This window comes from Bradyrhizobium hipponense (assembly GCF_008123965.1).
Taxonomy (GTDB): domain Bacteria; phylum Pseudomonadota; class Alphaproteobacteria; order Rhizobiales; family Xanthobacteraceae; genus Bradyrhizobium; species Bradyrhizobium hipponense.
In genome coordinates this window covers 78,532-104,465 of the sequence record NZ_VSTH01000103.1, presented here as the reverse complement: position 1 = coordinate 104,465, position 25,934 = coordinate 78,532, and the positions used below count along the sequence as shown (strand labels likewise).

Genomic DNA, 25,934 nt, shown 5'->3' with positions numbered 1-25,934 from the left:
ACCAAGCTTGGGCAAAATCTCGTGGTCTGCTAGAATGCTCGGCGAGAGGACCGAGCAATGGACGTGCCCGGACCAGAGCGCAGGCTCGCCGCGGTTCTCGCGACTGACATGGTCGGCTTTAGCCGGCTCATGGAGGTCGACGAGGCGGGTACCCTTGCGCGCCTCAAGACCCATCGGGTCGAGCTCATCGATCCAGCCATTGCCAAAAATCGCGGGCGGATCATCAAGACGACGGGTGACGGCATGCTCGCCGAATTCCACAGCGTCGTCGATGCCGTGCTATGTGCCGCCGAGGTTCAGCGCCGCATGGCACGGCGCAATGCCGACGTCCCGCCGCCGCGATGGATACAATTCCGCATCGGCATCAATCTGGGCGATGTAATCGTCGATCAAGGCGACATCTTCGGCGACGGCGTCAATGTCGCAGCGCGACTGGAGGCGCTCGCCGAGCCTGGAGGAATCTGCGTTTCAGGCGCGGTGCGCGATCAGGTTGGCGACCGGCTGGACGGAGTTCAATTCGACGATCTCGGCGAGCAGAACGTCAAAAACATCGCCCGCCCGATCCGGGTCTTCCGCGTTCGGCTGGCGGAGGGGCCTGCAAGCCTGCCCGATGGGGCAAAGGCTGCCGATATGCCACGGGGTATCTCGAAGAAGCCGTCCATCGCCGTGCTGCCGTTCGCCAACATGAGTGGCGATCCCGAACAGGAGTTCTTCGCGGACGGTCTTACTGAAGACATCATTACGGAGCTTTCACGCTTCCACGACCTGCTTGTCATCTCCCGCAACTCGACCTTCGTCTACAAGGGCAAAGCCGTAAAGGTCCAGGACATCGGCCGTGAGTTCGCAGTCGACTACGTCATCGAGGGCAGCGTGCGGAAGGCCGGAGGGCGCGTCCGCGTCACCGTGCAGCTGATCGATGCGGAAACCGACCGCCATATCTGGGCCGAACGCTACGACCGCGAGCTCCAGGATATTTTTGCCATCCAGGACGAGATGACCCGCGCAATCGCCGCGACGCTACCGGGTCGCGTGGAAGCAGCAACGCACGACCGCACCAAGCGCAAGCCGACCGATAACATGGCCGCCTACGAATGCGTGCTGGCGGCAAAGCTCCTGCATCACCGTTCAACCCGCGAAGACAACGCGCAGGCGCAGATGCTACTCAACCGGGCGCTGGCGATGGATCCGAACTACGCCCACGCCCACGCGTGGAAGGCATGCGTGCTCGGCCAGTGCTGGATCTATGGCTGGTGCGCCGATCGCGATGCGACATTTGAACAGGTGGCTTCGGAACTCGAGACCGCGTTGGCGCTCGATGACAATGATGCGGACGTGCACCGGATCCTCGCCGCGCTCAATCTGACGCGCCACGATTACGAAAGAGCCACGTATCATCAGGAGCGCGCGCTCGCCCTCAACCCGAATTACGATCTAGTGGTCGTGCAGCAGGGAGAGCTTCTGACCTGGCTCGGTCTGCCTGAGGAAGGCATCGACTGGATCAAGAAAGCGATGCGCCTCAACCCTTATCATCCCGAGCGCTTCTGGAGCCATCTGGGCCGCGCTTATTATTGCGCGGAGAAATACGCCGATGCCGCCGAGGCCTTTTCAAGGATCACACGAGCCGACTATACCCATCACGCGTTCCTCGCGGCGACATTCGCGCAGATGAACAATGCCGTCGCGGCTGGAGCTCACGCTGCCGAGGTTCTGAAGCGCGAACCAGGATTCTCGGTGGCAGCCCATCTTGCAACCCTGCACTACAAGCGCGAAGTCGACCGCCAGCGCCATGAAGCTGGCCTCATCAGGGCCGGCCTGCCGGCATAATCAATTTGACTGGGAAAGAAGGCAGGGGACCGCTTTGCGGACCCCGACCTCTCAGCGCAGTGCCGCTGTGCGCACGACGAAGGACGTCGTCTCGAGCTTCGCAGTCGCGGTGCCCGAGAAACTGTCGCAGGATAGGCCCTGCATCGGATCGTCGACAAAGCCCATCGCGATCACGGACTGCGGCTTGACGAAATAGGCGCGCATCGCCACCGTGTCGAGCTCGCCCATCAGCGTGACCGACATCGAGCGGCTGGCGCTGGGCGACAGCATCACGATCTTGAGCCAGATGCTCTCGCCCTTGGCCGCGGAGAGCCGGGTCGCGGTTGCGACCATGCCGTCGATGCGCTTGCCCACCACCGTGTTGATCTCGGTCGCGGCTGCGAGGTTGCGGGACGCGGGGCGGGCGGAGCGCGGGATCGGCGCGGAGGCGGCGACCACGTTGGCGCGGTCGACCGGCGAGGCGGAGGCCGGTGCGTAGGCCAGCGCCTGATAGGCCGACGACGATACGCTTGCGGTCGGCTGCGGGTCAGTGGCGGCGGCGAGCGCCTGGCGCGCCTTCAGCGCGGCGACCTGCGCCGGCGTTGCCTGCTGCGGCGTGGCCGGGAAATCCCAGAAGCCGCGGGCATTGATGATGTCTGCCGGGGTCTCCGGCTTGGCGGCAGCCGGCTTGTCAGCCACGGGCTTCGGCTTGGGCGCCGCGACGGTTTGCGCATCCGCCGAGGCGAGCTGGAGCGTAGCGGCGACCGGCTTGGCGCGCGGTGTCGGCACCGGATCGGAGGACTTGGCTGCGGCTGCGACCACGGTCGGCGCGGACGGTTTGGCGGCCGCGGCGGGGCCGCCCTCGTCATCCTCGTCGCTGCTGCTGGCAGCCGGAGCCAACTTGCCCTTGAACAGCGCGGCGAAGAAATTCGGCTTGCTGCCGGCGTCCTCGCCATTGCCGCGCCGCTCGATGTCGGCCTTGGCGAACTCATAGCCCTTCAGCGGCGTGCCGTCGGTCGGGACATGGACCGTGCGGCCGTCCGGGAAGACGCGGGCGAGCTGGTCATGCGTCATGCGCGGCCAGTGCCGGATGCTGCCGGTGTCGAGATGCACGAAGGGCGAGCCGGAGGTCGGATAGAAGCCGACCCCGCCGCGCTGCAGCCGCAGGCCGGCGAAGCGGATCTGCTCCAGCGGCACGCCCGGAATGTAGAAGTCCATCGCATGTCCCAGCATGTGCTGGCTGAAGCGCGCGACGCCCGAGGAGCGGCGGCGGAGCATGGCGTTGGTGGCGGGGGAACGGTAGGAGGAGATGATCTGGATCGGCTGTTTGCCGTCGACGTCGCGATAGACTTCCCAGAGGATGTCGAAGAGGTGACGGTCCATGACCGTCTCGTCCTGGGTGCGCCAGTCGCGCAGGAAATGATTGAGCTGCTTCAGCGCCGCTTCGTCGAAGCGCCCGTCGCGCTTGAAGGTGACGGTGAGATCTTCGCCGGAATGGGTGTGGTGGAAGGAGAGTGTCTTGGTCTCGTTCAGCGCGGCGGCGTCGTGAACTGAACCCGCCGCAGCAAACAGCAATACGGATGCGAGGCCGATCCGCGATCCAGCCTTCACGCCCGCATGGGACAACGACAGCACAGCGAATTGGCGTGCGAGACCAGTCAGCACGTTAGAGCCCACCCAGTCGACCAGCGTTCAAAATGGACTCTCCCGCCAACCCCGTTAGCGCGCGAAAGAGGATGAACGCTTTGTTAAAGCGAGAAGGTTAATTTGAGGTTGACCTTCCCGCCCCCAAACCAAGTCAGAATGCAAACCTAACCGGTTGAGTGTGGCGAAAAAACGCCCGCTGCCCGAGTTCGGGTGGAGAATGGTTAACGTTAAGCGACCGCATCCAGAGGACGAGGTCGCTGTTTTGATTGAAGAATTTCAGAAGAGGCCTCAGCGGGTGAACACCCGCTGCTGCTGCGGACGGCGGCCAATCGGAGCCGGCGGCGGGGTCGGCGCCCCGAACAGCCGCTCGAAAAAGTTAAGGCCGGACGAGCCGCCGCCATTGTTTGCTATCGCCACGCCGGACGGCAGCGTCGTCGCCGGGCGCGAATAGCTCGGCTGGGAGTGAGCTACGACGTTCTCGAGATCCTTGCCGCGGCCGTTCTTCAGGATGTTGATCATGGTCGCGTCGCGGCCATAGACGTCCTTGCGGAATTGCAGCTTGCCGCCATCGTCCACGAACGCGGTCTGGTAGGTGATGTTGACCGGGATCGGCGTCGGGAATTTCAGGTCGATCTCGCTCTTGCCGTACATGCTGCGCACGCGCTCCGGCGTGTACTTCTCGTTCGGCATGGCGATGTTGAGCAGAACGGACGCGTACTGATCCGGATTCTGTACACGCATGCAGCCATGGCTGAAGGCGCGCTCGTCCCGCGCGAACAGGTTCTTGTCCGGCGTGTCGTGCTGATAGACCAGGAACTTGTTCGGGAAGTTGAAGCGGATGCGGCCGAGGGCGTTCGCCTCACCCGGTGGCTGCGAGATGTGCACCGAACCGTCGCGATTCTGTTCGAGCTTGAGGCCCATGCGCTGAAGCACGGTCGGGTCCTGCTGAAGCGCCGGCAGATATTCGTTGTAGACGATCGAGGGCGGCACGTTCCAGGTCGGGTTGACCGTGATGTACTTCATCGTCTCGGTGAGGAGCGGCGTGGCGTGCTGGCCCGGCTTGCCGGTGACGACGCGGGTGGTCCAGGCCTGCTGGCCCCGCTGCATTACCTTCAGCGTATAGTCCGGAATGTTGAGGATGACATAGGCGTCGCCCAGCGCAGGCACGCCGAGGTCGCGCGGCAGCCAGCGCCAGCGCTCCATATTCACGAGCACAACGTCGATCTGCTTGTCGCGCTTGGGGCTGTTCAGCGCCTTGACCGTCTTGTCGTCGAGGATGCCGGTCGCCTTGATCTCAACGCCGTCCTGGAATTTTCGCACGGCTTCTGCGACCGTGGCGTCATAGCGGGTGTCGCTGGCATTCTCGGCGATACCGAGCTTGGCGCGAAGCTGCGGCACGCGCGGATCTTCCACGACGATTTCAGCCTGTTTCTTGCCGCGGGCCGGGGTGTATTTCAGCGCGGGGCCTTCGGCGATCTCGATCGCCGGACCGTCGGTCTGGCCGCGCAGCTGCGCCAGCTTCGCCTTCAGCTCCTTGTAGAGCTTGTGCGGCGGATTGTAGCTGTCGAGCGCCGCGGAGGCATCGCTCGCGGTCATGACCTTGGCGAGCACGTCGTTCGGGTCGACCGGATGCTCGGGATAAAGGATGTCGGCGCTGACTTGGGACCAGTGCATGCGGCCGCTCTGGGCCTGGCGTGCATAGTCGAACATGCTGGCGGTGAGCTTCAGCTCGGCATCGGCGAGGGCATCGGGCGTCGTAGCGGCGGCGAAATCCGGCACCGGATAGTCGGCGGGATTGAGGCCATCGGAGGCCGCATCCTTCAGCCGGGCGATCACGCCCTTGGCCGCAGCGGTGAGGCTGCCGCCCTGTGTCCAGACCGGCGCGTAGTCGCGGGCACCATAAAACTTCTCGACGGCGGCGCGTTCGTTCTTACGGTCGAAATGGCGCGAGGTCTTGGCGCTGATGATGTCCTTGAGCTTTTCGGCGACCGGCTGATCGGCGGCGGGAACGTTGCTCGCGGCCTTCAGCGGTTCAGACGCCGGGGTCGCTGTGGCGGCGGCAGGGGCCGCCGGAGTGGCCGGCGCCGTTGCAGTGTCAGCTTTGGCGGGCTCGGACTTTGCGGATTCCGTCTTTGCGGGTTCGGTCTTTGAAGGTTCGGTTTTGGCCGTTTCGCTCTTCGGCGCTTCGGTTGCGGGCGTGGTCGCGACGTCGGAGGGCTTGGTCTCGACCTTGTCCGCTGTCGGCGCGGCTTCCGCCTTCACCGGCTCCTTCGCGGAGTCCTGAACCGTGGCGGTGGTGTCGAGCTTGATATCGGCTGCGCTCGGGGGCGGGACGTTTGCGGGCTCGGGGCGCGGGATCGCGGCTTCGATCGCGAGCTCGGCGGCGCTGCTGCGCGCCTGATCCTGCGCCAGGGCTGAGCCGCCCGACACCGTGAGGAAGGTCGCCGCGACCGCCATCAAGACGCGGTCAAAGCCTGCACGGTGGTTCAAACAGTCACGCATTGTGTCACACCCCTTGGGTGAACCGCCCCTGGTGGAACGGCTTTGTTATGTCTTTTCAGCTTCGGCTAAACCGCGCCGGCCTCTCGCAAGTTGCACGCCTGCACGCAACGATTCTTACGCAGACGATATACAGGCCCCGTTTTTGCAGCCAGCGTTACCCGGGACAACTCACGACAAACTGACTTCAAGGAAGCCCCTTTGCAACGGATAGTGCGCTTCTGCCACGCGCTTTTCCCTTTGTCTGTCACTTCCAGGTCACGGTTCGAATCGCAGTCGAATTCTTTCGTCATGCGAAGGGTTTAAGGCGACATCGCGCGATCGGGCGGTCGGCCGTTGGCAACGCGGCTCAGTGCGTCTCCTCGCCGCTTTTGCCGCCATGTCCGGGCACGCTGGCTTCATCGAGTTTTCGGTAGAGCGTGGACCGGCCGATTTTGAGGCGGCGGGCGACCTCCGACATCTGTCCGCGGTAATGCGAGATCGCAAAGCGGATGATCTCGTTCTCCATCTCCTCCAGCGGACGGACATCGCCGGTCGCGGTCAGCATGGCCAGGGTTCCTGCCGAGGGTAGGGGTGCAATCGGTATTTCATTACCCGAGACCAGCGAGGGCGCCGCAATCGGCTCGAGCATCAGCGGCGCGGTCGGAATCTCGGTTGCCACGTGCTGATGCGAGGCGAGCAGCGGAAAATCGTCGAGGCCGAGCTGGTCGCCGTCGCTCATCACCACCGCGCGGTAGACCGCGTTTTCGAGCTGGCGGATATTGCCCGGCCATTCGAGCTGCGAAAGATGCGCCACCGCCTCGCCGCTGATGCCTGCGATGGCGCGGTTTTCTTCGGCGGCAAAGCGCGCCAGGAAATGCCGCAGGAGATGCGGAATGTCCTCGCGGCGGGCCCGCAGCGAGGGAATCGTCATCGGCAGCACGTGCAGACGATAAAACAGATCCTCGCGGAAATGGCCCTGCTTCACCCGCTCCAAAAGCTTGCGGTTGGTTGCCGAGATGATGCGGACATCGACCTTGACGGGCTTGCGGCCGCCGACCGCCTCCACCGCGCCCTCCTGGAGCGCGCGGAGCAGCTTGACCTGCGCGGTCAGGGGCAGCTCGCTGACCTCGTCCAGAAACAGCGTGCCGCCATGGGCTTCGACGAACTTGCCCATGTGCCGTTCGGTGGCGCCGGTGAAGGCACCTTTCTCGTGGCCGAACAGGATCGACTCGACGAGGTTGTCGGGAATCGCGCCGCAATTGACCGCAACGAACGGCTTTGCCTTGCGCTCGCCGCTGCCATGGATGGCGCGCGCGAACATTTCCTTGCCGACGCCGGACTCGCCCTCGATCAGCACCGGTATCGACGAGCCCGCCGCCTTCTGCGCGGTACGCATCACGCTCGCCATCGCCTCGGCGCGCGTGACAATGTCGGAGAAGGTCAGCCGTCCCTCGCGGCTGTGACGGATGCGCTGCAATTCACCCTTGAGCGCGGAGGCGTTAAGCGCATTGCGGAGCGACACCTGGAGCCGCTCCATGCCGACCGGCTTGACCACGAAATCGGCGGCACCCGCGCGCATCGCCGAGATCACGTTATCGATGCCGCCATGGGCGGTCTGCACGATCACCGGAATGGTCAGTCCGGCTTCGCGGATCTTCGCCAGCACGCCCATGCCGTCGAGGCCGGGCATCACCAGATCGAGCACCATGGCATCGATGGCGGGCGCGTCGGGGGCGGTGAGGATGGCAATCGCGGCATCGCCGGAGTCCACGACGACCGTCTCATAGCCGCATTTCTGCACCATGTTCTCGACCAGCCGGCGGGCCACAGCGTCGTCATCGGCGATCAAAATACTGGCAGCCATGGTGTTCCCCGCACGCTACTACTATCTGTCTCGAATCGGGGCACTCTGGCCGAAGCCGATTAACGCACTCTTAAACCTTGATGGCCCCGCCCGCCGCCGCGATTGTTGAACACAGGTTTCCCACACAATGAATTCGCGCTCCAAATCCGCTCGTAATAAATCCGCTCGTACCAAGCCCGCCCTCGGCAAGCCGATCACCAAGAACTCCGCTGGCAAATCCCCTCCCAAGGCAAAATCCTCAAGGCCTGCAAACAAGACCGCCAAGCTTCCGGAGTGGAACCTCGCCGATCTCTATTCCGGGATCGATGCTCCGGAAGTGGCGCGCGATCTCGAAAGGATGGACGCCGATTGCGTCGCGTTCGAGACGGACTACAAGGGCAAGCTCGCGACAGGAACAGCAAACGAAGATGGCGGAAAATGGCTCGCTCAGGCCGTGCGACGCTATGAGGCGATCGACGATCTCGCCGGCCGCCTCGGCTCCTATGCGGGTCTGGTTCACGCCGGCGACAGCGTTGATGCCAAGATTTCAAAGTTTTACGGCGATGTCTCCGAGCGGCTGACGGCTGCGTCCACCCATCTTCTGTTCTTCGCGCTCGAACTCAATCGCATCGATGACGATATTTTGACCGGCGCGATGCAGGCGCCGGAGCTGGCACATTACCGTCCCTGGATCGAGGATTTGCGCAAGGAGAAGCCGTACCAGCTCGACGACGAGCTCGAGCAGCTTTTTCTGGAGAAGTCGCAGACCGCCTATTCCGCTTGGAACAGGCTGTTCGACCAGACCATCTCGGGTCTGCGCTTCAAGATCGGCGCAAAGGAGCTGGCGATCGAGCCGACTCTGAATTTGCTGCAGGACCGCGACGGCGCCAAGCGCAGGAGCGCGGCGCAAGCGCTGGGAAAAACCTTCAAGGCCAATGAGCGCACCTTCGCGCTGATCACCAACACGCTCGCCAAGGACAAGGACATTTCCGACCGCTGGCGCGGCTTCAAGGACGTCGCGGATTCCCGGCATCTGAACAACCGCGTCGAGCGCGAGGTCGTGGATGCGCTGGTCGCCTCCGTGCGCGCGGCCTACCCAAAGCTGTCGCATCGCTACTACGCGCTTAAGGCGCGCTGGTTCAAGAAGAAGCGGCTCGCGCATTGGGACCGCAATGCGCCGCTGCCCTTTGCCGCGACCGACATCATCGCCTGGCCCGAGGCGCGCAACATGGTGCTATCGGCCTATCGCGGCTTCTCGCCCGACATGGCCGACATCGCCGAGCGCTTCTTCACCGACCGCTGGATCGATGCGCCGGTGCGTCCGGGCAAGGCGCCGGGCGCCTTCTCGCATCCGACCACGCCGTCGGCGCACCCCTATGTGCTGATGAACTACCAGGGCAAGCCGCGCGATGTGATGACGCTCGCCCACGAACTCGGCCACGGCGTGCACCAGGTGCTGGCGGCGAAAAACGGTGCGCTGATGGCGCCGACGCCGCTGACGCTGGCGGAGACCGCGAGCGTATTCGGCGAGATGCTCACGTTCAAACGGCTGCTGGCGCAGACCAAAAATGCAAAACAGCGCCAGGCGCTGCTCGCCGGCAAGGTCGAGGACATGATCAACACCGTGGTGCGGCAGATCGCGTTCTATTCATTCGAGCGCGCGGTCCACACCGAGCGCAAGCACGGCGAGCTCACTGCGACGCGGCTCGGCGAGATCTGGCTCTCGGTGCAAGGCGAGAGCCTGGGGCCGGCGATCGAGATCAAGGCGGGCTACGAGAACTACTGGATGTACATCCCGCACTTCATCCATTCGCCGTTCTACGTCTACGCCTATGCCTTCGGCGATTGTCTCGTGAACTCGCTCTATGCCGTCTACGAGAACGCGGCCGAAGGCTTTGCCGAACGCTATCTCGGCATGCTCGCAGCCGGCGGCACCAAGCATTATTCCGAGCTGCTGCGTCCGTTCGGCCTGGACGCCAAGGATCCAAAATTCTGGGATGGTGGTCTTTCGGTCATCGCCGGCATGATCGACGAGCTCGAGGCCATGGGCTGAGGGACGTCGCGCGTTCCCCGGAGCGCGTGGCTGCAACCTGATGTCTGCGACACCGGCTGCTCAGCGGAGCTACGCCAGATAGAGGCGCAAGCTGCGTCTTGGCGCATTCATGCCGAACGGGGGCGTTGCAAATATTTGTAGCGCTGTGAGTTCCAATCCGCGACTCCGCTCTCCCTGGCGGTCCTCGCGATCGTCTTGATATTTGCTACGTGGGATTGAACGTCCCCGCGGCCCGCAAGACTAACCTTGATAGACTGCGGATATAATATTCAACTGTTGATTGTGGATCGGTCGATTTTTGCCTGGGGAGATGCCCATGCGCGATCAAGGGCCCGCCGCGCCAGTTCCCGAAGCGCGAAATACTGCAGCGGTCGATGAGGAGACGCCCTGGTGCGAGAAGCACCATCAAATCGTCCGCGACGAGATCGCGGCAATCAACACGCGGCGTGAGCCGGAACGGCGCCTCGATTCCGCTGCCCTGGAGCCTTGCCAGTTGCTCGACGTCGTCGGGCTCGCGTTGTCCGGCGGCGGCATCCGCTCGTCGGCCCTTTGCCTCGGCGTGCTACAAGCCTTGAATCACCACAGCCTGATCGGGCGGATCGACTATCTCTCCACGGTGTCGGGTGGCGGCTATATCGGCACTTCGCTCAGCGCGACCATGACGGCGGCAGGGCGGTTTGTATTCGGTGAAAGGCCGGTCGCAGGTACCGTAACCGCTGCCGAAATCAGCGACACGCCTTCGGTCGGACATCTCCGCAACTATTCCAACTATCTGATCCCCGCCGGCGCACGCGATCTTCTGACCGGATTTGCGATTGTCGTGCGCGGCTTGGTGGCCAATATCGGGCTGACGTTGCCCATCGTGCTGCTGCTTGCCGCCGTCACCATATGGTCGACGCCGTTGCGCAGTTGCCTGACGGTCGCGAACGTCTTTGGTATCGGCCTCAACGATCGCAAATTGTGCGAATTGCATGATTTTGGCAGCATCGATCGCTACGGCTTCAGCGCCTTTGGCGCGGCCGCGGCGCTGGTGCTGCTTCTCTGCAGTGGGCTGACCTATTTGAGCTCCCGTTCCGTTCGCGGCAACGGCCCCAGCATCGTGTGCGCCTACCTTGCCGGTATAGCCTTGCTGCTCGGCGTCGCCTGCGACTTTGCACGGTTCCTCAAGGTCCAGCACTTTGCGCTGACCTTGGCCATCGCTGTCATCGGGGTCGTCCTGTTCTTCGGATGGGCACTCAAGCAGTCGTTCGCGAGCCCGGGAAAGCGGCAAGAATTTCGCTCGCATTGGCCGAGCATGGGCGCGACCTTTCTGGTGCTGCTGGCGGCGATCGCCTTCTTCGAATTTCAGCCGTTCATGCTGGAGCAGATGTTTGATGTTGCCGAGAGCAGCGCAATCGGTGGACCGGCTGCCGCTGTTGCAATCACCTGGATCAAGTCGCTCGCGGCAGCCGCTGCGCCGATCGGCATCGTCGTCACCGCATTCAGGCAGCAGTTCGTTGAACTGTTGAAGGGCAACAGCGTATCTTCGCAATGGGGATCGCTGGTGCTCGCGGTCGTCGCCAAGGTGGCGCTTTGGATTGCAGGCCTCGCACTTCCGCTCATCATCTGGGTCGCATACCTCTATTTGTCGTATTGGGGCATCGCCAACGACTTGTTCGAGAGGTGCCCGTCGGCTCTGGGGGCTACCTCCCAAAGAGAGTGCCTGGTCAACGCCAAATCGAATACGTCGGCCGGGAGTTTGGCAGGCAAGATCCAGTTCGATGCCAGCAAGGGTACCCTGTCAGCCGAGATTTCGCCGCAGGCCGCGCCGCCGGTCGTGGCCGATACCGAGCGGTTGACACCCACTTGGCATGCCCCGGCATGGCTCGAATTCCTGGCCCAGAAGGCGGGGCATCTGGTTCAGGCCCGCATTCCCAGTCTGTTCCAGGGCTCGGCCTCGGAACTCAGCTACTCGTTCAGTCTTCCGATGGTGATCCTCTACACGTTTGCCGGGCTCCTGTTGTTCGCCATCTCGTTCTGCCTGACGCCGAATGCGAACTCGCTGCATCGGCTCTATCGCGATCGGCTGAGCAAGGCTTTCCTGTTCGATCCGACTCGTTCGGCCGACGGCGGCATCGCCCGGGCCGAAGCCAGCCTCGATCAGGGGCGTGATTTCAGGACGCTCGATCGCATGAAGCTGACCGATCTCTACGCCGCTCCGACCGAGACCGCCCGTATTCCGGGGCAGCCGGCAACGCCGACGTTGCGCGGGCCGTATCAACTCATCAATACGGCGCTGAATATTCAAGGCTCGGACTTTGCCAACCGGCGTGGCCGCAACGCGGACTTCTTCATGTTCTCCGCCCTGAACGTCGGTAGCGAGGCAACGGGCTATGCATCCACCGGCTTGCTGCAGGACGATGAGCAAAGTCTCGACCTTGCGACCGCAATGGCGATTTCCGGCGCGGCGGCTTCCTCGAACATGGGCTCGAACTCGATCAAGGCGCTGACACCCACGCTCGCGCTTCTCAACGTACGGCTGGGCTACTGGCTGAAGAACCCGCGTTACGTCGACGCGCGCGTGCGGCCGCAGCGCCGCTCCACACCGCTTTATTTCTGGTCCGAAATCTCGGGGCGGCTGTACGAGAATAGCGACAGTGTCTACCTGACGGACGGCGGCCACATCGAAAATCTTGGCGTCTACGAGCTGTTGCGCCGCCGCTGCAAGGTGATCATTGCGGTGGATGCGGAAGCCGATGCGCCGATGAATTTCGGTTCGCTGATGACGTTGCAGCGCTACGCCCGCATTGATCTCGGCGTCCGGATCGACTTGCCATGGACGCCGATTCGCGAACGCACTCGCGCGCTGATGGCACGCAATGCCGACAAGGCCGGCGATCCGTCGTCTCCTCCCGATGTGGACGGCGACGCTCCGCAAGACCACGTTCACGTCGCAATCGGCAGCATTGATTACGGGGGAGAGGAGAAGGGCTACCTCGTCTATGTCAAATCCTCGCTCACCTGTGATGAGAACGACTACATCCGGGACTACGCGCGGCGGAATGATCGCTTTCCGCACGAGACCACCGGCGATCAGTTCTTCTCCGAAGAGCAGTTCGAAGTCTATCGTGCGCTTGGTTTCCACATGACCCATGGCTTCCTCGCCGGCGACCATCCCGTCGCAGTCGGTCCCGGCACCGCCCCGCGCACGGCGCGGTTCACCGAGGCGGGCGAGAGGGCGATCGACGAGGTTCGCCGTTCCCTGGGCTGGCCGGTCGTCGAGCGGCCCATAATGATGGCGGGGACGATCGCCGGGCTGGATCAGGGGTAGGCTGGCGGTAAAACATTTGTTGAACGGCCTGACGAGGTGTGTTATACATATGTATAACGAGGTGTGGCCATGAACGAGAATGCATCCTCCAAAGACCTGAAAAATGAATCCACTGTTCTTCAAGTTCGCAAGATCGGCAATTCCATCGGCGTCATTTTGCCGAAGGAGTTGGCTGCGCGTCTGAATCTCAAAGAGGGCGACAAGCTGTTTCCGATAGAGCAATCGGACGGCGGGTTCTTGCTGACGCCCCGCGACCCTGATTTCGAGAAAGCGATGGAAGTCGCGCGGCGAGGCATGAAGCGTTATCACAATGCCCTTGCCGAACTCGCCAAATGAGCGAGCCGTTCTGGCTGACGCGTCGAATGATCATAGCAATCCACGACGAACAGCTTGCGATCCACGGCGGTGCAAGTGGCTTGCGCGATGATGGCATGCTCGACTCCGCGCTCGATCGACCAAAAAACAAGTGGTCGTACGAAAATGCCGATCTCGTGGAATTGGCGGCGGCCTATGCTTTTGGGATTGCGCATAACCATCCGTTCGTCGACGGCAACAAACGCACGTCACTTCTCGCGCTGTACACTTTTCTCGGCGTAAACGGTGTCGATTTCGTCGTGCCCGAGGCAGAAGCGGCAGCGATCATCCTCTCCCTTGCTGCCGGCGAAGTCAGCGAGCAGAGCCTCGCGCTCTGGATCCGCGACAATTGGAATTCCAAATGACCTGATTTGCGGGAAAACCGCTCATTGGTGCCGTTGCCCTGCCCGAAGGTTTGCGGTATTGCCAGCGGGAATTGACTTTCGACTGGGGACATCCATGGCTGACCATAGCGAAGTGGCGTACACCACCGCCGACGGCAATGACTACGTTGCCCACGAGCAGACCTATGAGGGCTTCATCAAGCTGGTGAAGTACGGCACGGCCTCGGTCGCGCTCATCGTGATCCTGATGGCGATCTTCCTGACCTGATCCATCGCCGGCCGCACCGCCAATGCCGGCGGTGCCCAGAAAATTTGCACACAAGCCGGTTCTAAAACCGGTATCCAACGTTGCGGGAGTAACGCTAAGTTCGCGTGCGCGTTTTTTCCCGCGTCGCCGGAGGGCCTATGAAGATCGCCGTTGCCAAGGAAATCGATCCGTCGGAGCCGCGGGTCGCCGCTTCGCCTGATACGGTGAAGAAGTTTAAGGCGTTGGGCGCCGAGATCGTGGTCGAGCCGGGTGCCGGCCTGAAGTCGGGCCTGCCGGATTCCGAATTCACCGCGGCGGGCGCCACCGTCAGCGCGGATGCGCTGAAGGATGCCGACGTCATCATCAAGGTGAAGCGGCCCGAGGCCTCCGAGCTCGCGCAGTACAAGCGCGGCGCGCTCGTCATCGCCATCATGGATCCCTATGGCAACGAGGCCGCGCTGAAGACGATGGCCGACGCCGGCATCTCGGCTTTCGCGATGGAATTGATGCCGCGCATCACGCGCGCGCAGGTGATGGACGTGCTGTCCTCGCAGGCGAACCTCGCCGGCTACCGCGCCGTGATCGAGGGCGCCGAAGCCTTCGGCCGTGCCTTCCCGATGATGATGACGGCGGCCGGTACCATTCCAGCCGCCAAGGTGTTCGTGATGGGCGTCGGCGTCGCCGGCCTGCAAGCGATCGCGACCGCCCGGCGCCTCGGCGCCGTCGTCACTGCGACCGACGTGCGGCCTGCCACGAAAGAGCAGGTGGAGAGCCTCGGCGCAAAATTCCTCGCCGTCGAGGACGAAGAGTTCAAGAACGCGCAGACCGCCGGCGGCTACGCCAAGGAAATGTCCAAGGAGTACCAGGCCAAGCAGGCCGCGCTCACCGCCGAGCACATCAAGAAGCAGGACATCGTGATCACGACCGCGCTGATCCCGGGCCGCCCGGCGCCGAAGCTCGTCTCGGCCGAGATGGTGAAATCGATGAAGCCCGGATCGGTGCTGGTCGATCTCGCCGTCGAGCGCGGCGGAAACGTCGAGGGCGCAAAGCCGGGCGAGGTCGCCGAGCTCGATGGCATCAAGATCGTCGGCTACACCAATGTTGCCGGCCGCGTCGCGGCGTCGGCTTCCAGTCTCTACGCGCGCAACCTGTTCAATTTCATCGAGACCATGGTCGACAAGGCCGGCAAGGCGCTGGCCGTCAATTGGGACGATGAACTCGTCAAAGCGACGGCGCTGACCAGGGACGGCGCCGTCATCCACCCGAACTTCCAGCCGAAAGCGTAAGGAGAGCCGCCATGGAGCACATTGCACAGGTCGTCGACCCCTTCGTCTTCCGGCTGTCGATTTTCGTTCTCGCCGTTTTCGTCGGCTATTTCGTGGTGTGGTCGGTGACGCCAGCGTTGCATACGCCGCTGATGAGCGTGACCAACGCGATCTCGTCGGTGATCGTGGTCGGCGCGCTGCTCGCGGTCGGCGTCGGCATGATCTCGAGCGGCTCGGGCTGGGCGCGCGGCTTCGGCTTCATCGCGCTGATCTTCGCCTGTGTGAACATTTTCGGCGGCTTCCTTGTCACCCAGCGCATGCTGGCGATGTACAAGAAGAAAGTGAAGTGAGCGGCGTGCACCTCGGGGTGACGAAGACAATGGGGGACCTGAGATGAACGCCAATCTGGCTGCAGTTCTGTATCTCGTGGCGGGTGTGCTGTTCATCCTGTCACTGCGCGGGCTGTCGAGCCCCGCCTCATCCCGGCAGGGCAATTTCTTCGGTATGATCGGCATGGGAATCGCGGTCGCGACCACGCTGGCCAGCCATCCGCCGGCAGACGGCCTTGCCTGGCTGCTGGTCATCCTCGGCATCGCCATCGGCGGCAGCGTCGGCGCCGTGATTGCGCGCCGGGTGCCGATGACCTCGATGCCGGAACTGGTCGCGGCCTTCCACTCGCTGGTCGGTATGGCCGCAGTCCTGGTCGCCGCCGGCGCGTTCTACGCGCCTGAGGCCTTCGATATCGGCACGCCCGGCAACATCCATCCGCAGAGCCTGGTGGAAATGTCGCTCGGCGTCGCCATCGGCGCGCTGACGTTCACCGGCTCGGTGATCGCGTTCCTGAAGCTGTCCGCTCGCATGAGCGGCGCGCCGATCATCCTGCCGTTCCGCCATGCCATCAACATTGTGCTGGCGCTGGCGCTGGTGTTCTTCATCGTCGGCCTGGTGCTGTCCGGCAGCGCGCTCGACTTCTGGCTGATCGTCATCCTCGCGCTGGCGCTCGGCGTGCTCATGATCATCCCGATCGGCGGCGCCGACATGCCGGTCGTGATCTCGATGCTGAACTCCTATTCGGGCTGGGCGGCCGCCGGCATCGGCTTCACGCTCGGCAACTCCGCACTGATCATCACCGGCGCGCTAGTCGGATCGTCGGGCGCGATCCTGTCCTACATCATGTGCCACGCGATGAACCGCTCCTTCATCTCGGTCATCCTCGGCGGCTTTGGCGGCGAAACCGCCGCGGCCGGCGGCGCGACCGGTGAGCAGAAGCCGGCCAAGCTCGGTTCGGCGGACGATGCCGCCTTCATCATGAAGAACGCCTCCAAGGTCATCATCGTGCCCGGCTACGGCATGGCGGTGGCGCAGGCCCAGCATGCGCTGCGCGAAATGGGCGACGTCCTGAAGAAGGAAGGGGTCGAGGTGAAGTACGCGATCCACCCGGTCGCGGGCCGCATGCCCGGCCACATGAACGTGCTGCTGGCGGAAGCCAACGTGCCCTATGACGAGGTATTCGAGCTTGAGGACATCAACTCCGAATTCGCGCAGGCCGACATCGCCTTCGTGATCGGCGCCAACGACGTCACCAATCCGGCCGCCGAAGAGGACAAGACCTCGCCGATCTACGGCATGCCGGTGCTCCAGGTCTGGAAGGCCGGCACCGTGATGTTCATCAAGCGCTCGCTCGCCTCGGGCTACGCCGGCATCGACAATCCGCTGTTCTATCGCGACAACACCATGATGCTGCTCGGCGATGCCAAGAAGGTGACCGAGAACATCGTCAAGGCGATGTAGCAGCCGAGGCAGGCGGACCGTGGCCCTGAACGAGGAGTGGCACCGGTCCCATCGCATGCCGCCGAAGGCGACGCGGGAGCAGCGCGTCGCATGGCACGCTGCCCACGAGGCGGTGTGTGGCTGCCGCGAGATCCTCTTGAGTATCCGGTTCGATGTCATGAAATTGCTGCGGAGCCGTCGCAAGCCCTAAGTCGGGAGCGGGCGACGCAGTCATGATATTCGTGAAATGGATCGTTCTCCTGCTCGTGACCGGCTATCTCGCCGGTCTCACCGTGCTGTATGTCAGGCAGCGCGAGATGCTGTTTCCGATCCCGACCGCCGCGCGTACGACGCCGGCAGCGGCGGGCTTTCCGGAAGCCGAGGAGCATGTCCTGACCTCGTCGGACGGTGAGAAGGTCATCGTTTGGCACGCGCCGGCAAAGCCCGGCCGGTCCGTCGTCCTCTATTTCCACGGCAACGGCGACTCTCTGGCCGGCCTGGTCGGCCGTTTCAAGGCCATCACGGCCGATGGCACCGGCCTCGTCGCGCTGTCCTATCGCGGCTATGCCGGCTCGAGCGGCGCGCCGAGCGAGCAGGGGCTGTTGCTCGATGCTGCGGCCGCCTACGCCTTCACGAGCGCGCGTTACGCGCCGGAACGGATCAACGTCTGGGGCTTTTCGCTCGGGAGCGGCGTTGCGGTCGCTGCCGCTTCCGAGCATCCGGTGGGCAAATTGATCCTTGAGGCTCCTTACACGTCGGCCGTCGATGTTGCCGCCTCGCTCTACCGGTTCGTTCCGGTCCGCCTTCTCATGCGCGACCCGTTCCGTTCCGACGAGCGCGTTGCCCGCGTCACGGTGCCGCTGCTCGTGATGCACGGCACCGATGACCTTGTCATTTCGATCGTGTTCGGAGAGCGTTTGTTCGCGCTCGCGCATGAACCGAAGCAGTTCGTCCGCTTTGCGGGCGGTGGACACGACAATCTCGATTCTTTTGGCGCGATCGAAACGGCGAGGCATTTCATTGCATCCTAGACCGTCCGTGACGAGGTGTGTGGGCGCGCTCATCACCTTGGGCATCGCGCTGTTGCCGCAGCACGCATGGGCCGCAACCGGGCTCGACGGTGCGACGATGCGCTGGCCCTATGCGCTGCCCTTTGGCGGCCTCTTGCTGTCGATCGCACTGGGGCCGCTGCTGTTTCCAAAGTTCTGGCACCACCATTACGGCAAGATCGCCGCGGCCTGGTCACTGCTGGCGCTCGGCTCGCTCGTCTGGTTCGTCGGCGGCATGGTGACGCTTGCCGCGTTCCTCCACGCCATGCTCGCCGAATATCTCGGCTTCATCGTGCTGCTGTTCTCGCTCTATGTCGTGGCGGGCGGCATTCTCATCAGCGGCGACATCAAGGGTACGCCGGCGGCCAATACGGGCATCCTCGCGCTCGGTACACTGATGGCGAGCGTCGTCGGCACGACGGGGGCCGCGATGATCTTGATCCGTCCGCTGATCCGCGCCAATCGGGCGCGGCGCTATAACGCCCACATCGTCGTCTTTTTCATCATCCTGGTCGCCAATGTCGGCGGCGCGCTGAGTCCGCTCGGCGATCCGCCGCTGTTCGTCGGCTTCCTGCATGGCGTCGACTTCTTCTGGACAACGCGGACCATCTGGTTCCAGACGGCGATCGTTGCCGGACTATTGCTCGCCATCTTTGTTGTCGTCGACGTCTGGCGCTTCCGCAGGGAGCCGTTGTTCGCCGGCGTAGGGCCGGCGGAGCCGCTCCGGATCCGCGGGCTGATCAATCTGCCGCTGATCGCGGCGATCGTCGCCAGCCTGCTCGCCTCGGCGATGTGGAAGCCCGGCATCGCCTTCGACATCCTCGGAACGAAGCTGGAGCTGGAAAGCCTGGCCCGCAATGTGCTGCTGCTGGCAATTGCCGCCCTGTCGGTCTGGCTAACGCCGGACGAGCACAGACAGGCCAACGGCTTCACCTGGGAGCCGATCCGCGAGGTCGCAAAGCTGTTCGCCGCCATCTTTGTCGCCATCATCCCGGTGCTGGCCATGCTCGACGCGGGCCACCACGGCGCCTTCGCCTGGCTGCTGTCGGCGGTGACGGCGCCAGACGGGGCGCCGCGCGAGGTCGCGTATTTCTGGTTCACCGGCCTGATGTCGGCCTTCCTCGACAACGCGCCGACCTACCTGCTGTTCTTCGAACTCGCCGGCGGCGACCCGCAGGTGCTGATGGGCGAGCTCTCGGGCACGCTTGCTTCGATCTCGATGGGGGCCGTCTACATGGGGGCACTCACTTATATCGGCAACGCGCCGAATTTCATGGTGAGCAGCATCGCAAGCGAGAGCGGCATCGAGATGCCGAGCTTCTTCGGTTATCTCCTGCGCGCCGGCGCCGTGCTGATCCCGCTGTTTTTGCTGCTGACCCTGCTGCCTGTCGCGCCGATCCTGCGCTGGCATTGAATCTGCCTGCCAATTTGCTACTGCTCCTATCGAACAATTGGAGCCGGTGGATGAGCGTGCATAGCCCGATGCCACGATCAGCCTGGATCTTTCCGGCGCTGGCCGTGCTGCTGTTCATGGCCGTCGGCGCGACGGACTATGCATTCACGCTCTCGCTGGGCGGACTTGTCTTCGCGACCGTCCTGCTCGTCATCCTGTTCGGCACGGTGTTCGCCGCTGTCCATCATGCCGAGGTGATCGCCGAACGGGTCGGCGAGCCCTATGGAACGCTGGTGCTGACGCTCTCGGTTACCATCATCGAGGTAGCGCTGATCACCACGATCATGCTGGGAGCCAAGCCCGCCCCGCAACTGGCGCGCGACACCGTGTTCGCCGTGGTCATGATCGTCTGCAACGGCCTCGTCGGGCTCTGCATCTTCATCGGCGGTCTGCGCTATCGCGAGCAGGGCTTTCAGCTCTCCGGCGCCAACGTCTATCTGAGCGTCCTGTTCGCGCTCGCGACCATCACGCTGATCATGCCGAACTACACGACCACCACGCCGGGCCCGGCCTATTCGGCGGTCCAGCTCGGCTTTGTCGACGTTGTTACGCTCGCGCTCTACGGGGTGTTCCTCTATACCCAGACCGTTCTGCACAAGGACTATTTCGTCCACGAGCGGACAGACGGCGAGGGTGCGGGCGCCCATCTCTCGGGCCGGATATTTTGGCTGAGCGTTGCTTTGCTGCTTGTCTCGCTGCTGGCGGTGGTGCTGCTCGCGAAGAAATTCTCGCTGGTTGTCGATGCGGTCGGCGCCAAGATCGGTGCGCCGCCGGCCTTTGCCGGCCTGCTCGTTGCAGTTCTGATCCTGCTGCCGGAAGGTGTTGCAGCCGTCTCGGCGGCCCGCAAGAACGATCTGCAGAAGAGCATCAACCTTGCGCTCGGGTCGTCCCTGGCCACCATCGGGCTGACCATCCCGGCCGTCGGCGTTGCCACCTACGCGTTCGACAAGGAGCTCGAGCTTGGACTCAACGAGCAGGGGATTGTCCTGCTGGCGCTGACCTTCTTTCTGAGCATGCTGACCTTCGGCACGGGCAGAACCAACGTCCTGTTCGGGCTGGTGCATTTGGTGGTATTTGCCGTCTACGTGTTCATGGTCTTCGTCCCCTAGAGCGCAATGAGATCGAATCGTCATCGCCTTTAGGCTATCGGTGGCGTCCCAGGAGAATTCCAATGCTTGCCGCCAAATCCGAGATTCAGATCGACAACGAGGAGGTCCGGGTCACCGAGTGGCGGCTGGGGCCGGGCAGCGCGACCGGGTATCACACCCACGGGATGGACTACGTGATCGTTCCCGTCGTCGCCGCCGAAATGACCATCGTGGCGCCCGGCGGCGAACGCTCCAAGGCGCAGCTTGCTGCCGGAAAATCCTATTTTCGCAAGGCCGGCGTCCAACATGATGTGCTTAACGAAACCTCAACCGAGATCGTGTTCCTTGAGATCGAGCTGAAGCCGTAAGTCCGGCGTTACTCTTTGCCATCGATCGGTCGCAGTTGATCCCTTACTATGCCTCAAAGTTCCCGCATCAGATCGCGGGGAGTGGCCGGAATGCTGAAATACATCGCTAAAATTTCGATGGACATCTTCCCCTCGGTGCTCGCGACGATCATCGGGGCGTACATCGTTAATCATTACATCAATGCCAAGCCGGCGGCGGATGCGCCTGCGGCTGTGGTGGCGCCCGCCCAAGCCGGCAAGAATGGCAAGCCCTCTGATGTCGCCAACCTCCCGGCGCCGGGTGTCAAGGCCAAGGGCATCTCCGAGAAGAGCGTGACGGACAAGCCGGCGGCCGAGAAGCCCGCCGATCACCCGGCGGCCGAGACCAAGGCTGCGGACTCCAAGGCTGCGGACTCCAAAGCTGCTGATTCCAAGGACTCGAAGGCTGCCGAGCCCAAGACTGCGGACGTAACACCGGCCGAGACCGCGCCGGCCGGCCCGCGCGGCCGGCCTTCGGCGCGTGAGAAGGCCGCCGCCAGGTCCGCCCCGGCGGTTGCCGCTCCCGTGACCGCCGCTCCGGTGGTCGAGGCCAGTTCGGCGCCGGTTGCAGCCTCGCCAGCCGCAAGCCCCGACGCCAACGATCTCGTCCGTGCCGCGATCGAGCGTTTGCGCAAGTCGCCTGAGAGCAAGTCCTCTGAGAGCAAGTCGCCTGAGACCAAGTCTGCCGACAAGTCGCCGGAGCTAGCGCCGCAGGAAGCTAGCCGCGCACCGGAAGCGGGACCCCGCGTCCAGGAAGCCCCGCGCGTCATGACCGCTGCACCGTCGATGGTGCGCCCGCTGCCGCCGCCGATCACGGTGTCGACACCGCAAGCCGAGACCTATGCCAACGGACCGTCGCCGGCGAGCCCGCCCTACACGGCCTCGGTCGATAACGACAATGTCAACCGCCTGACGCCGCCGGCTGACATTCCCGTGCCGATGATTGCGCCGCCGCTCGACCTGCGCGCGGACGCAGGCGGCCCGATGCCGCGGCCCAAGACCAATGTCGCCGACGAGATGTTGTCCGGCGTCAAGTCGATGTTCCACGCTGTTATTCCAAAGAGCGTCACCCCGGATTAATAAGGCGCCTGCGTTGCGCTCGATCGCCCCTCAGCCGCCGACGCGGGCAAGGCCGCTGCGCGCGGCGTCGTCGCGCGGACGAAGCGAGACAGCCTTGGTGTAGGACGCCGCCGCCTTGGTCCTGTCGCCCAGCCGCTCATAGACCTGTCCTCGTGTCGTCCAGACCTGGGCATTGTGCGGCTCGGCCTCCGAAGCCTCGTCAAGATCGGCCGCAGCCTCCTTGACCTTGCCGACGGCGAGATAGCTGACGGCGCGGCCAAGCAGCGGCTCAGCCTTCTGGGGGTTGAGCCCGTTTGCCGCACCGAAATCGGCGATCGCAAGCTCGTGCTCGTTGCTGCCCTGGTAGATTAGGGCCCGGCCATAGAGAGCCTGTGCGTTGTAGGGATCGAGCGCGACAGCGCGATTGAACTCGTCGAGCGCCGCGACTGCATCTCCGGACCTCGCCAGGGCCTGGCCTTTGGCCGTACGGCTTTGCGCTTCGTTGACACTGCCGGCACTGACGGCGCTTTCGGTGGCCACTGCCTTGGGCGCTTCCTGAGGCTTCTCCTTTTCGGGCATCAGAGAGCCCAGGTCGAAGGAGCAGCCACAGAGCGCGATTGACACCAGAGCCAGCGTGAACGGTCGCTGCCAGGTTCGGCATGCGCGTGCCAGGCTGAGCTCAGGGAAAGGGAGGGCCATCTACGGTTGGCTCGCGCTGGTGCCGCATCGGTAGTGCCCCGTCCCAGAAAAGGCACCTCTACAAAACAATAACGCGGGCCCAGGGCCCGCGTCATCGAAAACTCAGCCTTGTAAATTCGGCAAGATCAGCGGGGTCCGCGCGGACCGGCACCCGGGCCACTACGGCCGCCAGCAGCACCACGATCGCCGCCGGGACCCGCGCCGAACACCGGCTTCGGCTTCATCGGCAACAGGCCTTCACGCTGCAGCTTCTTGCGGGCGAGCTTGCGCGCGCGGCGCACGGCTTCGGCCTTTTCGCGGGCCTTCTTCTCGGAGGGCTTTTCGTAGTGACCGCGGAGCTTCATCTCGCGGAAAATGCCCTCGCGCTGCATCTTCTTCTTCAGCGCCTTGAGAGCTTGGTCGACATTGTTATCGCGGACGAGAACCTGCACGCGGCATCCTCTTTGGTGGATCGGATTTGAATTCTGGTAAGTCTAAGGGGATGGCAAAGCGCAAGCCCTTAACCTTGAGGGCGCGGATGTATCAGACAAAACCTGACATGTCTACCTGCGAAGCGGTCTATCGGGCCAAGTTATGCCATTAAATGGGGCGAAAACTCCGCCTTGCGGTCGCATTTTGGGTGATTTGGTGCCAAAAGGCGGGCCGTTTTCCGGAGGTTGATCCGGAAAATCTGGAAATTTGGGGAGACGTCACATGGACATGAAGAAATATGCCGCCGAGTCCATCGGTACCTTCTGGCTCACATTCGCAGGCTGCGGCAGCGCCGTGATCGCGGCCGCCTTTCCGCAGGTCGGCATCGGCCTGGTCGGCGTGTCCCTCGCGTTCGGCCTGAGCGTCGTTACCATGGCCTATGCGATCGGCCATATCTCGGGCTGCCATCTCAACCCGGCTGTCACGGTCGGCCTTGCAGCTGGCGGACGCTTTCCAACTGGGCAGATCCTGCCCTACGTGATTGCGCAGGTGGCTGGCGCGATCGTGGCCGCGTGGCTGCTCTACGTCATCGCAAGCGGGGCTCCCGAGTTCGACGTCACCAAGGGCTTCGCATCGAACGGCTACGACGCGCATTCGCCCGGTCAATACAGCATGATCGTGTGCTTCATCACCGAGGTGGTGATGACCATGATGTTCCTGTTCATCATCATGGGCGCGACCCATGGCCGCGCGCCCGCCGGTTTTGCGCCACTCGCGATCGGGCTCGCGCTGGTGATGATCCATCTCGTCAGCATTCCCGTCACCAACACGTCGGTAAACCCGGCGCGCAGCACGGGACCGGCCGTGTTCGTCGGCGGCTGGGCGCTGGCTCAGCTCTGGCTGTTCTGGGTCGCACCGCTGATCGGTGGCGCGCTGGGCGGCGTGATCTATCGCTGGCTAAGCGAAGAGCCCACCGGCGTCGTCGCGGGCGCGAAGACGGCGTGATCGGAGAGCGGGATCGCAGGCACTCGCCGCGGTCCCGTTACTTGCTTGTTGTCGGCTTGACTTCCGTGACGTGGCCCATCTTGCGGCCGGGGCGCGGCGCGCCCTTGCCGTAGATGTGGATGGTCGCGCCCGGGGCGGTCAGCCATCTCTCGTAATCGTTGATCTCGTCGCCGATCAGATTGGTCATGGTGACAACCTCGCCATGGCGCACGGGCTTGCCGAGCGGCCAGCCGGCAATGGCACGGATGTGCTGCTCGAACTGGGAGACGGATGCACCGTCGAGCGTCCAGTGTCCGGAATTGTGCACGCGCGGGGCGATCTCGTTGACCAGCACCTTCGGTCCGGTGCCATTGGCGAGAACGAACATCTCGACGGCGAGCACGCCGACGTAGTCCAGTGCGTTTGCTATTTTACCCGCGATGCTGCGGGCTTCCTCCGCCAACGCATCCGGAATCGACGCGGGCGCCCGCGATACTTTCAGGATGTGGTCGCGATGCTCGTTCTCGGTGACGTCGAAACACTCGACTTGGCCCGCGGCCGAGCGCGCGGCGATCACGGAGATCTCGCGCTCGAACGGCACGAAGGCTTCCAGGATGGCCTGCTTGGTACCGAGGCTGGTCCAGATCCTGGCGATGTCGTCGCCCTGGCGGATGATGGCCTGGCCTTTGCCATCGTAGCCAAAGCGGCGGGTCTTCAGCACGGCCGGGAGTCCGATCCGGACGATTGCCTCGCGTAACGAAGCGACGGACGTGACGTCGGCATAAGCAGCGGTGCCGATGCCGAGCCGCGTCACGAAATCCTTCTCGGCGAGCCGGTCCTGGGTGGTCTCGAGGACCTTGCGGTTGGGCAGAACCGGGCGGCGCGCATCCAGCACCATCGCGGCGGCCGCCGGCACGTTCTCGAATTCGTAGGTGATGATGTCGACGTCGTTGGCAAACATCTCCAGCGCCTCGACATCGGCATATTCGGCGCAGGTTGCGTTCAGCACGACGTCGAAGGCCGGCGAATCCGGGTCGGGCGAGAACACCTGGCAGCGCAGGCCGAGCCGCGCCGCCGACATTGCCAGCATCCGGCCGAGCTGTCCGCCGCCGAGGATTCCGATGGTGTCGCCGGGCTTCAGCTTCACCGGTCTGGTGTCCGTCACGCCCTGTCCTCCGGGCGTTCGGCAACCGCCTCGGTCTGCGCCTTGCGCCAGGCTGCAAGGCGATCGGACAGGGCCGGGTCGGACAGTGCCAGCACGCTTGCGGCGAGCAGCGCCGCGTTGATCGCGCCGGCCTTGCCGATGGCGAGGGTGCCGACCGGGATGCCGGCGGGCATCTGGACGATCGAGTACAGCGAATCCACGCCCTTGAGCGTCCTGGATTCGATGGGAACGCCGAAGACGGGGAGTTCCGTCAGCGCTGCAGCCATGCCGGGCAGATGCGCGGCGCCGCCGGCGCCGGCAATGATGACCTTGTAACCCGCCGCCTTGGCGCCCTTGGCGAAAGCGAACAGCCGGTCAGGGGTCCGGTGGGCCGAGACGACGCGGGAGTCGGCGGCGATGCCGAGCGCTGCAAGCGTGTCGGCGGCATGCCGCATTGTGTCCCAGTCCGACTGGCTTCCCATGATAATGGCGATCGGCGCGGTCATGACGTCAATTGTGCTCAGGAAAACAGAAACATAGGCCA

The 25,934-nt window shown here is 63.7% G+C and carries 22 protein-coding genes; 15 read left to right on the top strand and 7 right to left on the bottom strand.

Annotation, left to right across the window (positions count from 1 at the left end; translation table 11 throughout):
• Positions 1-57: 57 nt before the first annotated feature.
• Positions 58-1,824, top strand: a complete 1,767-nt coding sequence (locus FXV83_RS28545; RefSeq protein WP_148742926.1) for an adenylate/guanylate cyclase domain-containing protein — start codon at positions 58-60, stop codon at positions 1,822-1,824.
• 51 nt (positions 1,825-1,875) lie between these two features.
• Here FXV83_RS28545 and FXV83_RS28540 read toward each other — a convergent pair whose 3' ends face one another.
• The 3 genes from FXV83_RS28540 to FXV83_RS28530 all read right to left on the bottom strand — a co-directional run bounded on the left by FXV83_RS28540 (position 1,876) and on the right by FXV83_RS28530 (position 7,795).
• Positions 1,876-3,468 (bottom strand): peptidoglycan L,D-endopeptidase MepK, encoded by a 1,593-nt coding sequence (locus FXV83_RS28540; RefSeq protein ID WP_235940250.1) that lies wholly within the window; start codon positions 3,466-3,468, stop codon positions 1,876-1,878.
• Between the two features lie 270 nt (positions 3,469-3,738).
• Positions 3,739-5,952: a L,D-transpeptidase scaffold domain-containing protein gene (locus FXV83_RS28535; protein ID WP_148742923.1), complete on the bottom strand. Its 2,214-nt coding sequence runs from the start codon at positions 5,950-5,952 to the stop codon at positions 3,739-3,741.
• A 346-nt stretch (positions 5,953-6,298) separates the two neighbouring features.
• Positions 6,299-7,795 (bottom strand): sigma-54-dependent transcriptional regulator, encoded by a 1,497-nt coding sequence (locus FXV83_RS28530; RefSeq protein ID WP_148742921.1) that lies wholly within the window; start codon positions 7,793-7,795, stop codon positions 6,299-6,301.
• A gap of 127 nt (positions 7,796-7,922) precedes the next feature.
• Between FXV83_RS28530 and FXV83_RS28525 the strand changes: the two genes are divergently transcribed.
• The 13 genes from FXV83_RS28525 to FXV83_RS28465 all read left to right on the top strand — a co-directional run bounded on the left by FXV83_RS28525 (position 7,923) and on the right by FXV83_RS28465 (position 22,173).
• The gene (locus FXV83_RS28525; protein ID WP_148742920.1) at positions 7,923-9,827 is read left to right on the top strand and encodes a M3 family oligoendopeptidase; all 1,905 of its coding nucleotides are present in this window, start codon (positions 7,923-7,925) and stop codon (positions 9,825-9,827) included.
• Positions 9,828-10,143: 316 nt separating this feature from the next.
• On the top strand, positions 10,144-13,137 hold the full coding sequence (locus tag FXV83_RS28520) for a patatin-like phospholipase domain-containing protein (RefSeq protein WP_148742918.1): 2,994 nt from the start codon (positions 10,144-10,146) through the stop codon (positions 13,135-13,137).
• Between the two features lie 69 nt (positions 13,138-13,206).
• Positions 13,207-13,473 carry an AbrB/MazE/SpoVT family DNA-binding domain-containing protein gene (locus FXV83_RS28515; RefSeq protein WP_148742916.1) on the top strand — a complete coding sequence of 89 codons (267 nt, stop codon included), beginning with the start codon at positions 13,207-13,209 and terminating at the stop codon, positions 13,471-13,473.
• The gene (locus FXV83_RS28510) at positions 13,470-13,856 is read left to right on the top strand and encodes a type II toxin-antitoxin system death-on-curing family toxin (RefSeq protein WP_148742914.1); all 387 of its coding nucleotides are present in this window, start codon (positions 13,470-13,472) and stop codon (positions 13,854-13,856) included. The genes FXV83_RS28515 and FXV83_RS28510 overlap by 4 nt, the downstream gene beginning before the upstream one ends.
• Positions 13,857-13,950: 94 nt before the next feature.
• Positions 13,951-14,103 carry an aa3-type cytochrome c oxidase subunit IV gene (locus FXV83_RS28505; protein ID WP_008136857.1) on the top strand — a complete coding sequence of 51 codons (153 nt, stop codon included), beginning with the start codon at positions 13,951-13,953 and terminating at the stop codon, positions 14,101-14,103.
• Between the two features lie 137 nt (positions 14,104-14,240).
• Positions 14,241-15,368 (top strand): Re/Si-specific NAD(P)(+) transhydrogenase subunit alpha, encoded by a 1,128-nt coding sequence (locus tag FXV83_RS28500; protein ID WP_148742913.1) that lies wholly within the window; start codon positions 14,241-14,243, stop codon positions 15,366-15,368.
• Positions 15,369-15,379: 11 nt separating this feature from the next.
• Positions 15,380-15,697, top strand: coding sequence for a proton-translocating transhydrogenase family protein (locus FXV83_RS28495; RefSeq protein ID WP_007596278.1), 318 nt, complete (start codon positions 15,380-15,382; stop codon positions 15,695-15,697).
• Positions 15,698-15,740: 43 nt separating this feature from the next.
• A complete protein-coding gene (locus tag FXV83_RS28490) occupies positions 15,741-17,138 on the top strand; it encodes an NAD(P)(+) transhydrogenase (Re/Si-specific) subunit beta (RefSeq protein ID WP_148742911.1) in 1,398 nt (465 codons plus the stop codon).
• A 212-nt stretch (positions 17,139-17,350) separates the two neighbouring features.
• Positions 17,351-18,148, top strand: a complete 798-nt coding sequence (locus FXV83_RS28485; RefSeq protein ID WP_148742910.1) for an alpha/beta hydrolase — start codon at positions 17,351-17,353, stop codon at positions 18,146-18,148.
• A gap of 97 nt (positions 18,149-18,245) precedes the next feature.
• Complete coding sequence (locus FXV83_RS28480; protein ID WP_187436228.1) at positions 18,246-19,580, top strand: sodium:proton antiporter; 1,335 nt, start codon at positions 18,246-18,248, stop codon at positions 19,578-19,580.
• Between the two features lie 50 nt (positions 19,581-19,630).
• The gene (locus FXV83_RS28475; protein ID WP_148742908.1) at positions 19,631-20,728 is read left to right on the top strand and encodes a calcium:cation antiporter; all 1,098 of its coding nucleotides are present in this window, start codon (positions 19,631-19,633) and stop codon (positions 20,726-20,728) included.
• A 62-nt stretch (positions 20,729-20,790) separates the two neighbouring features.
• The gene (locus tag FXV83_RS28470; RefSeq protein ID WP_148742906.1) at positions 20,791-21,075 is read left to right on the top strand and encodes a cupin domain-containing protein; all 285 of its coding nucleotides are present in this window, start codon (positions 20,791-20,793) and stop codon (positions 21,073-21,075) included.
• A gap of 90 nt (positions 21,076-21,165) precedes the next feature.
• Entirely contained in the window at positions 21,166-22,173 is a 1,008-nt protein-coding gene (locus tag FXV83_RS28465; RefSeq protein ID WP_148742905.1) for a hypothetical protein, read from the top strand.
• A gap of 30 nt (positions 22,174-22,203) precedes the next feature.
• On the opposite strand, the gene FXV83_RS28460 is transcribed toward FXV83_RS28465, so the two are convergent.
• Positions 22,204-22,851, bottom strand: a complete 648-nt coding sequence (locus FXV83_RS28460) for a tetratricopeptide repeat protein (RefSeq protein WP_148742904.1) — start codon at positions 22,849-22,851, stop codon at positions 22,204-22,206.
• A gap of 125 nt (positions 22,852-22,976) precedes the next feature.
• Positions 22,977-23,282 (bottom strand): 30S ribosomal protein S21, encoded by a 306-nt coding sequence (gene rpsU / locus FXV83_RS28455; protein ID WP_148742902.1) that lies wholly within the window; start codon positions 23,280-23,282, stop codon positions 22,977-22,979.
• A 262-nt stretch (positions 23,283-23,544) separates the two neighbouring features.
• Between rpsU and aqpZ the strand changes: the two genes are divergently transcribed.
• Positions 23,545-24,267: an aquaporin Z gene (gene aqpZ / locus FXV83_RS28450; RefSeq protein ID WP_148742901.1), complete on the top strand. Its 723-nt coding sequence runs from the start codon at positions 23,545-23,547 to the stop codon at positions 24,265-24,267.
• A gap of 37 nt (positions 24,268-24,304) precedes the next feature.
• Here the strand turns inward: aqpZ and FXV83_RS28445 are convergent, their stop codons facing one another.
• Both FXV83_RS28445 and purE read right to left on the bottom strand, forming a co-directional pair.
• Positions 24,305-25,411 (bottom strand): 5-(carboxyamino)imidazole ribonucleotide synthase, encoded by a 1,107-nt coding sequence (locus tag FXV83_RS28445; RefSeq protein WP_148742900.1) that lies wholly within the window; start codon positions 25,409-25,411, stop codon positions 24,305-24,307.
• A complete protein-coding gene (gene purE, locus FXV83_RS28440; RefSeq protein ID WP_148742899.1) occupies positions 25,408-25,896 on the bottom strand; it encodes a 5-(carboxyamino)imidazole ribonucleotide mutase in 489 nt (162 codons plus the stop codon). The genes FXV83_RS28445 and purE overlap by 4 nt, the downstream gene beginning before the upstream one ends.
• Positions 25,897-25,934: the final 38 nt, after the last annotated feature.

Excerpts from the sequence above, each read along its gene's own strand:
- FXV83_RS28545 (WP_148742926.1), top strand. The coding sequence starts at position 58 with ATGGACGTGCCCGGACCAGAGCGCAGGCTCGCCGCGGTTCTCGCGACT.
- FXV83_RS28535 (WP_148742923.1), bottom strand. The coding sequence starts at position 5,952 with ATGCGTGACTGTTTGAACCACCGTGCAGGCTTTGACCGCGTCTTGATG.
- FXV83_RS28530 (WP_148742921.1), bottom strand. The coding sequence starts at position 7,795 with ATGGCTGCCAGTATTTTGATCGCCGATGACGACGCTGTGGCCCGCCGG.
- FXV83_RS28525 (WP_148742920.1), top strand. The coding sequence starts at position 7,923 with ATGAATTCGCGCTCCAAATCCGCTCGTAATAAATCCGCTCGTACCAAG.
- FXV83_RS28520 (WP_148742918.1), top strand. The coding sequence starts at position 10,144 with ATGCGCGATCAAGGGCCCGCCGCGCCAGTTCCCGAAGCGCGAAATACT.
- FXV83_RS28515 (WP_148742916.1), top strand. The coding sequence starts at position 13,207 with ATGAACGAGAATGCATCCTCCAAAGACCTGAAAAATGAATCCACTGTT.
- FXV83_RS28510 (WP_148742914.1), top strand. The coding sequence starts at position 13,470 with ATGAGCGAGCCGTTCTGGCTGACGCGTCGAATGATCATAGCAATCCAC.
- FXV83_RS28505 (WP_008136857.1), top strand. The coding sequence starts at position 13,951 with ATGGCTGACCATAGCGAAGTGGCGTACACCACCGCCGACGGCAATGAC.
- FXV83_RS28500 (WP_148742913.1), top strand. The coding sequence starts at position 14,241 with ATGAAGATCGCCGTTGCCAAGGAAATCGATCCGTCGGAGCCGCGGGTC.
- FXV83_RS28495 (WP_007596278.1), top strand. The coding sequence starts at position 15,380 with ATGGAGCACATTGCACAGGTCGTCGACCCCTTCGTCTTCCGGCTGTCG.
- FXV83_RS28490 (WP_148742911.1), top strand. The coding sequence starts at position 15,741 with ATGAACGCCAATCTGGCTGCAGTTCTGTATCTCGTGGCGGGTGTGCTG.
- FXV83_RS28485 (WP_148742910.1), top strand. The coding sequence starts at position 17,351 with ATGATATTCGTGAAATGGATCGTTCTCCTGCTCGTGACCGGCTATCTC.
- FXV83_RS28480 (WP_187436228.1), top strand. The coding sequence starts at position 18,246 with ATGCGCTGGCCCTATGCGCTGCCCTTTGGCGGCCTCTTGCTGTCGATC.
- FXV83_RS28475 (WP_148742908.1), top strand. The coding sequence starts at position 19,631 with ATGAGCGTGCATAGCCCGATGCCACGATCAGCCTGGATCTTTCCGGCG.
- FXV83_RS28470 (WP_148742906.1), top strand. The coding sequence starts at position 20,791 with ATGCTTGCCGCCAAATCCGAGATTCAGATCGACAACGAGGAGGTCCGG.
- FXV83_RS28465 (WP_148742905.1), top strand. The coding sequence starts at position 21,166 with ATGCTGAAATACATCGCTAAAATTTCGATGGACATCTTCCCCTCGGTG.
- FXV83_RS28460 (WP_148742904.1), bottom strand. The coding sequence starts at position 22,851 with ATGGCCCTCCCTTTCCCTGAGCTCAGCCTGGCACGCGCATGCCGAACC.
- aqpZ (WP_148742901.1), top strand. The coding sequence starts at position 23,545 with ATGGACATGAAGAAATATGCCGCCGAGTCCATCGGTACCTTCTGGCTC.
- purE (WP_148742899.1), bottom strand. The coding sequence starts at position 25,896 with ATGACCGCGCCGATCGCCATTATCATGGGAAGCCAGTCGGACTGGGAC.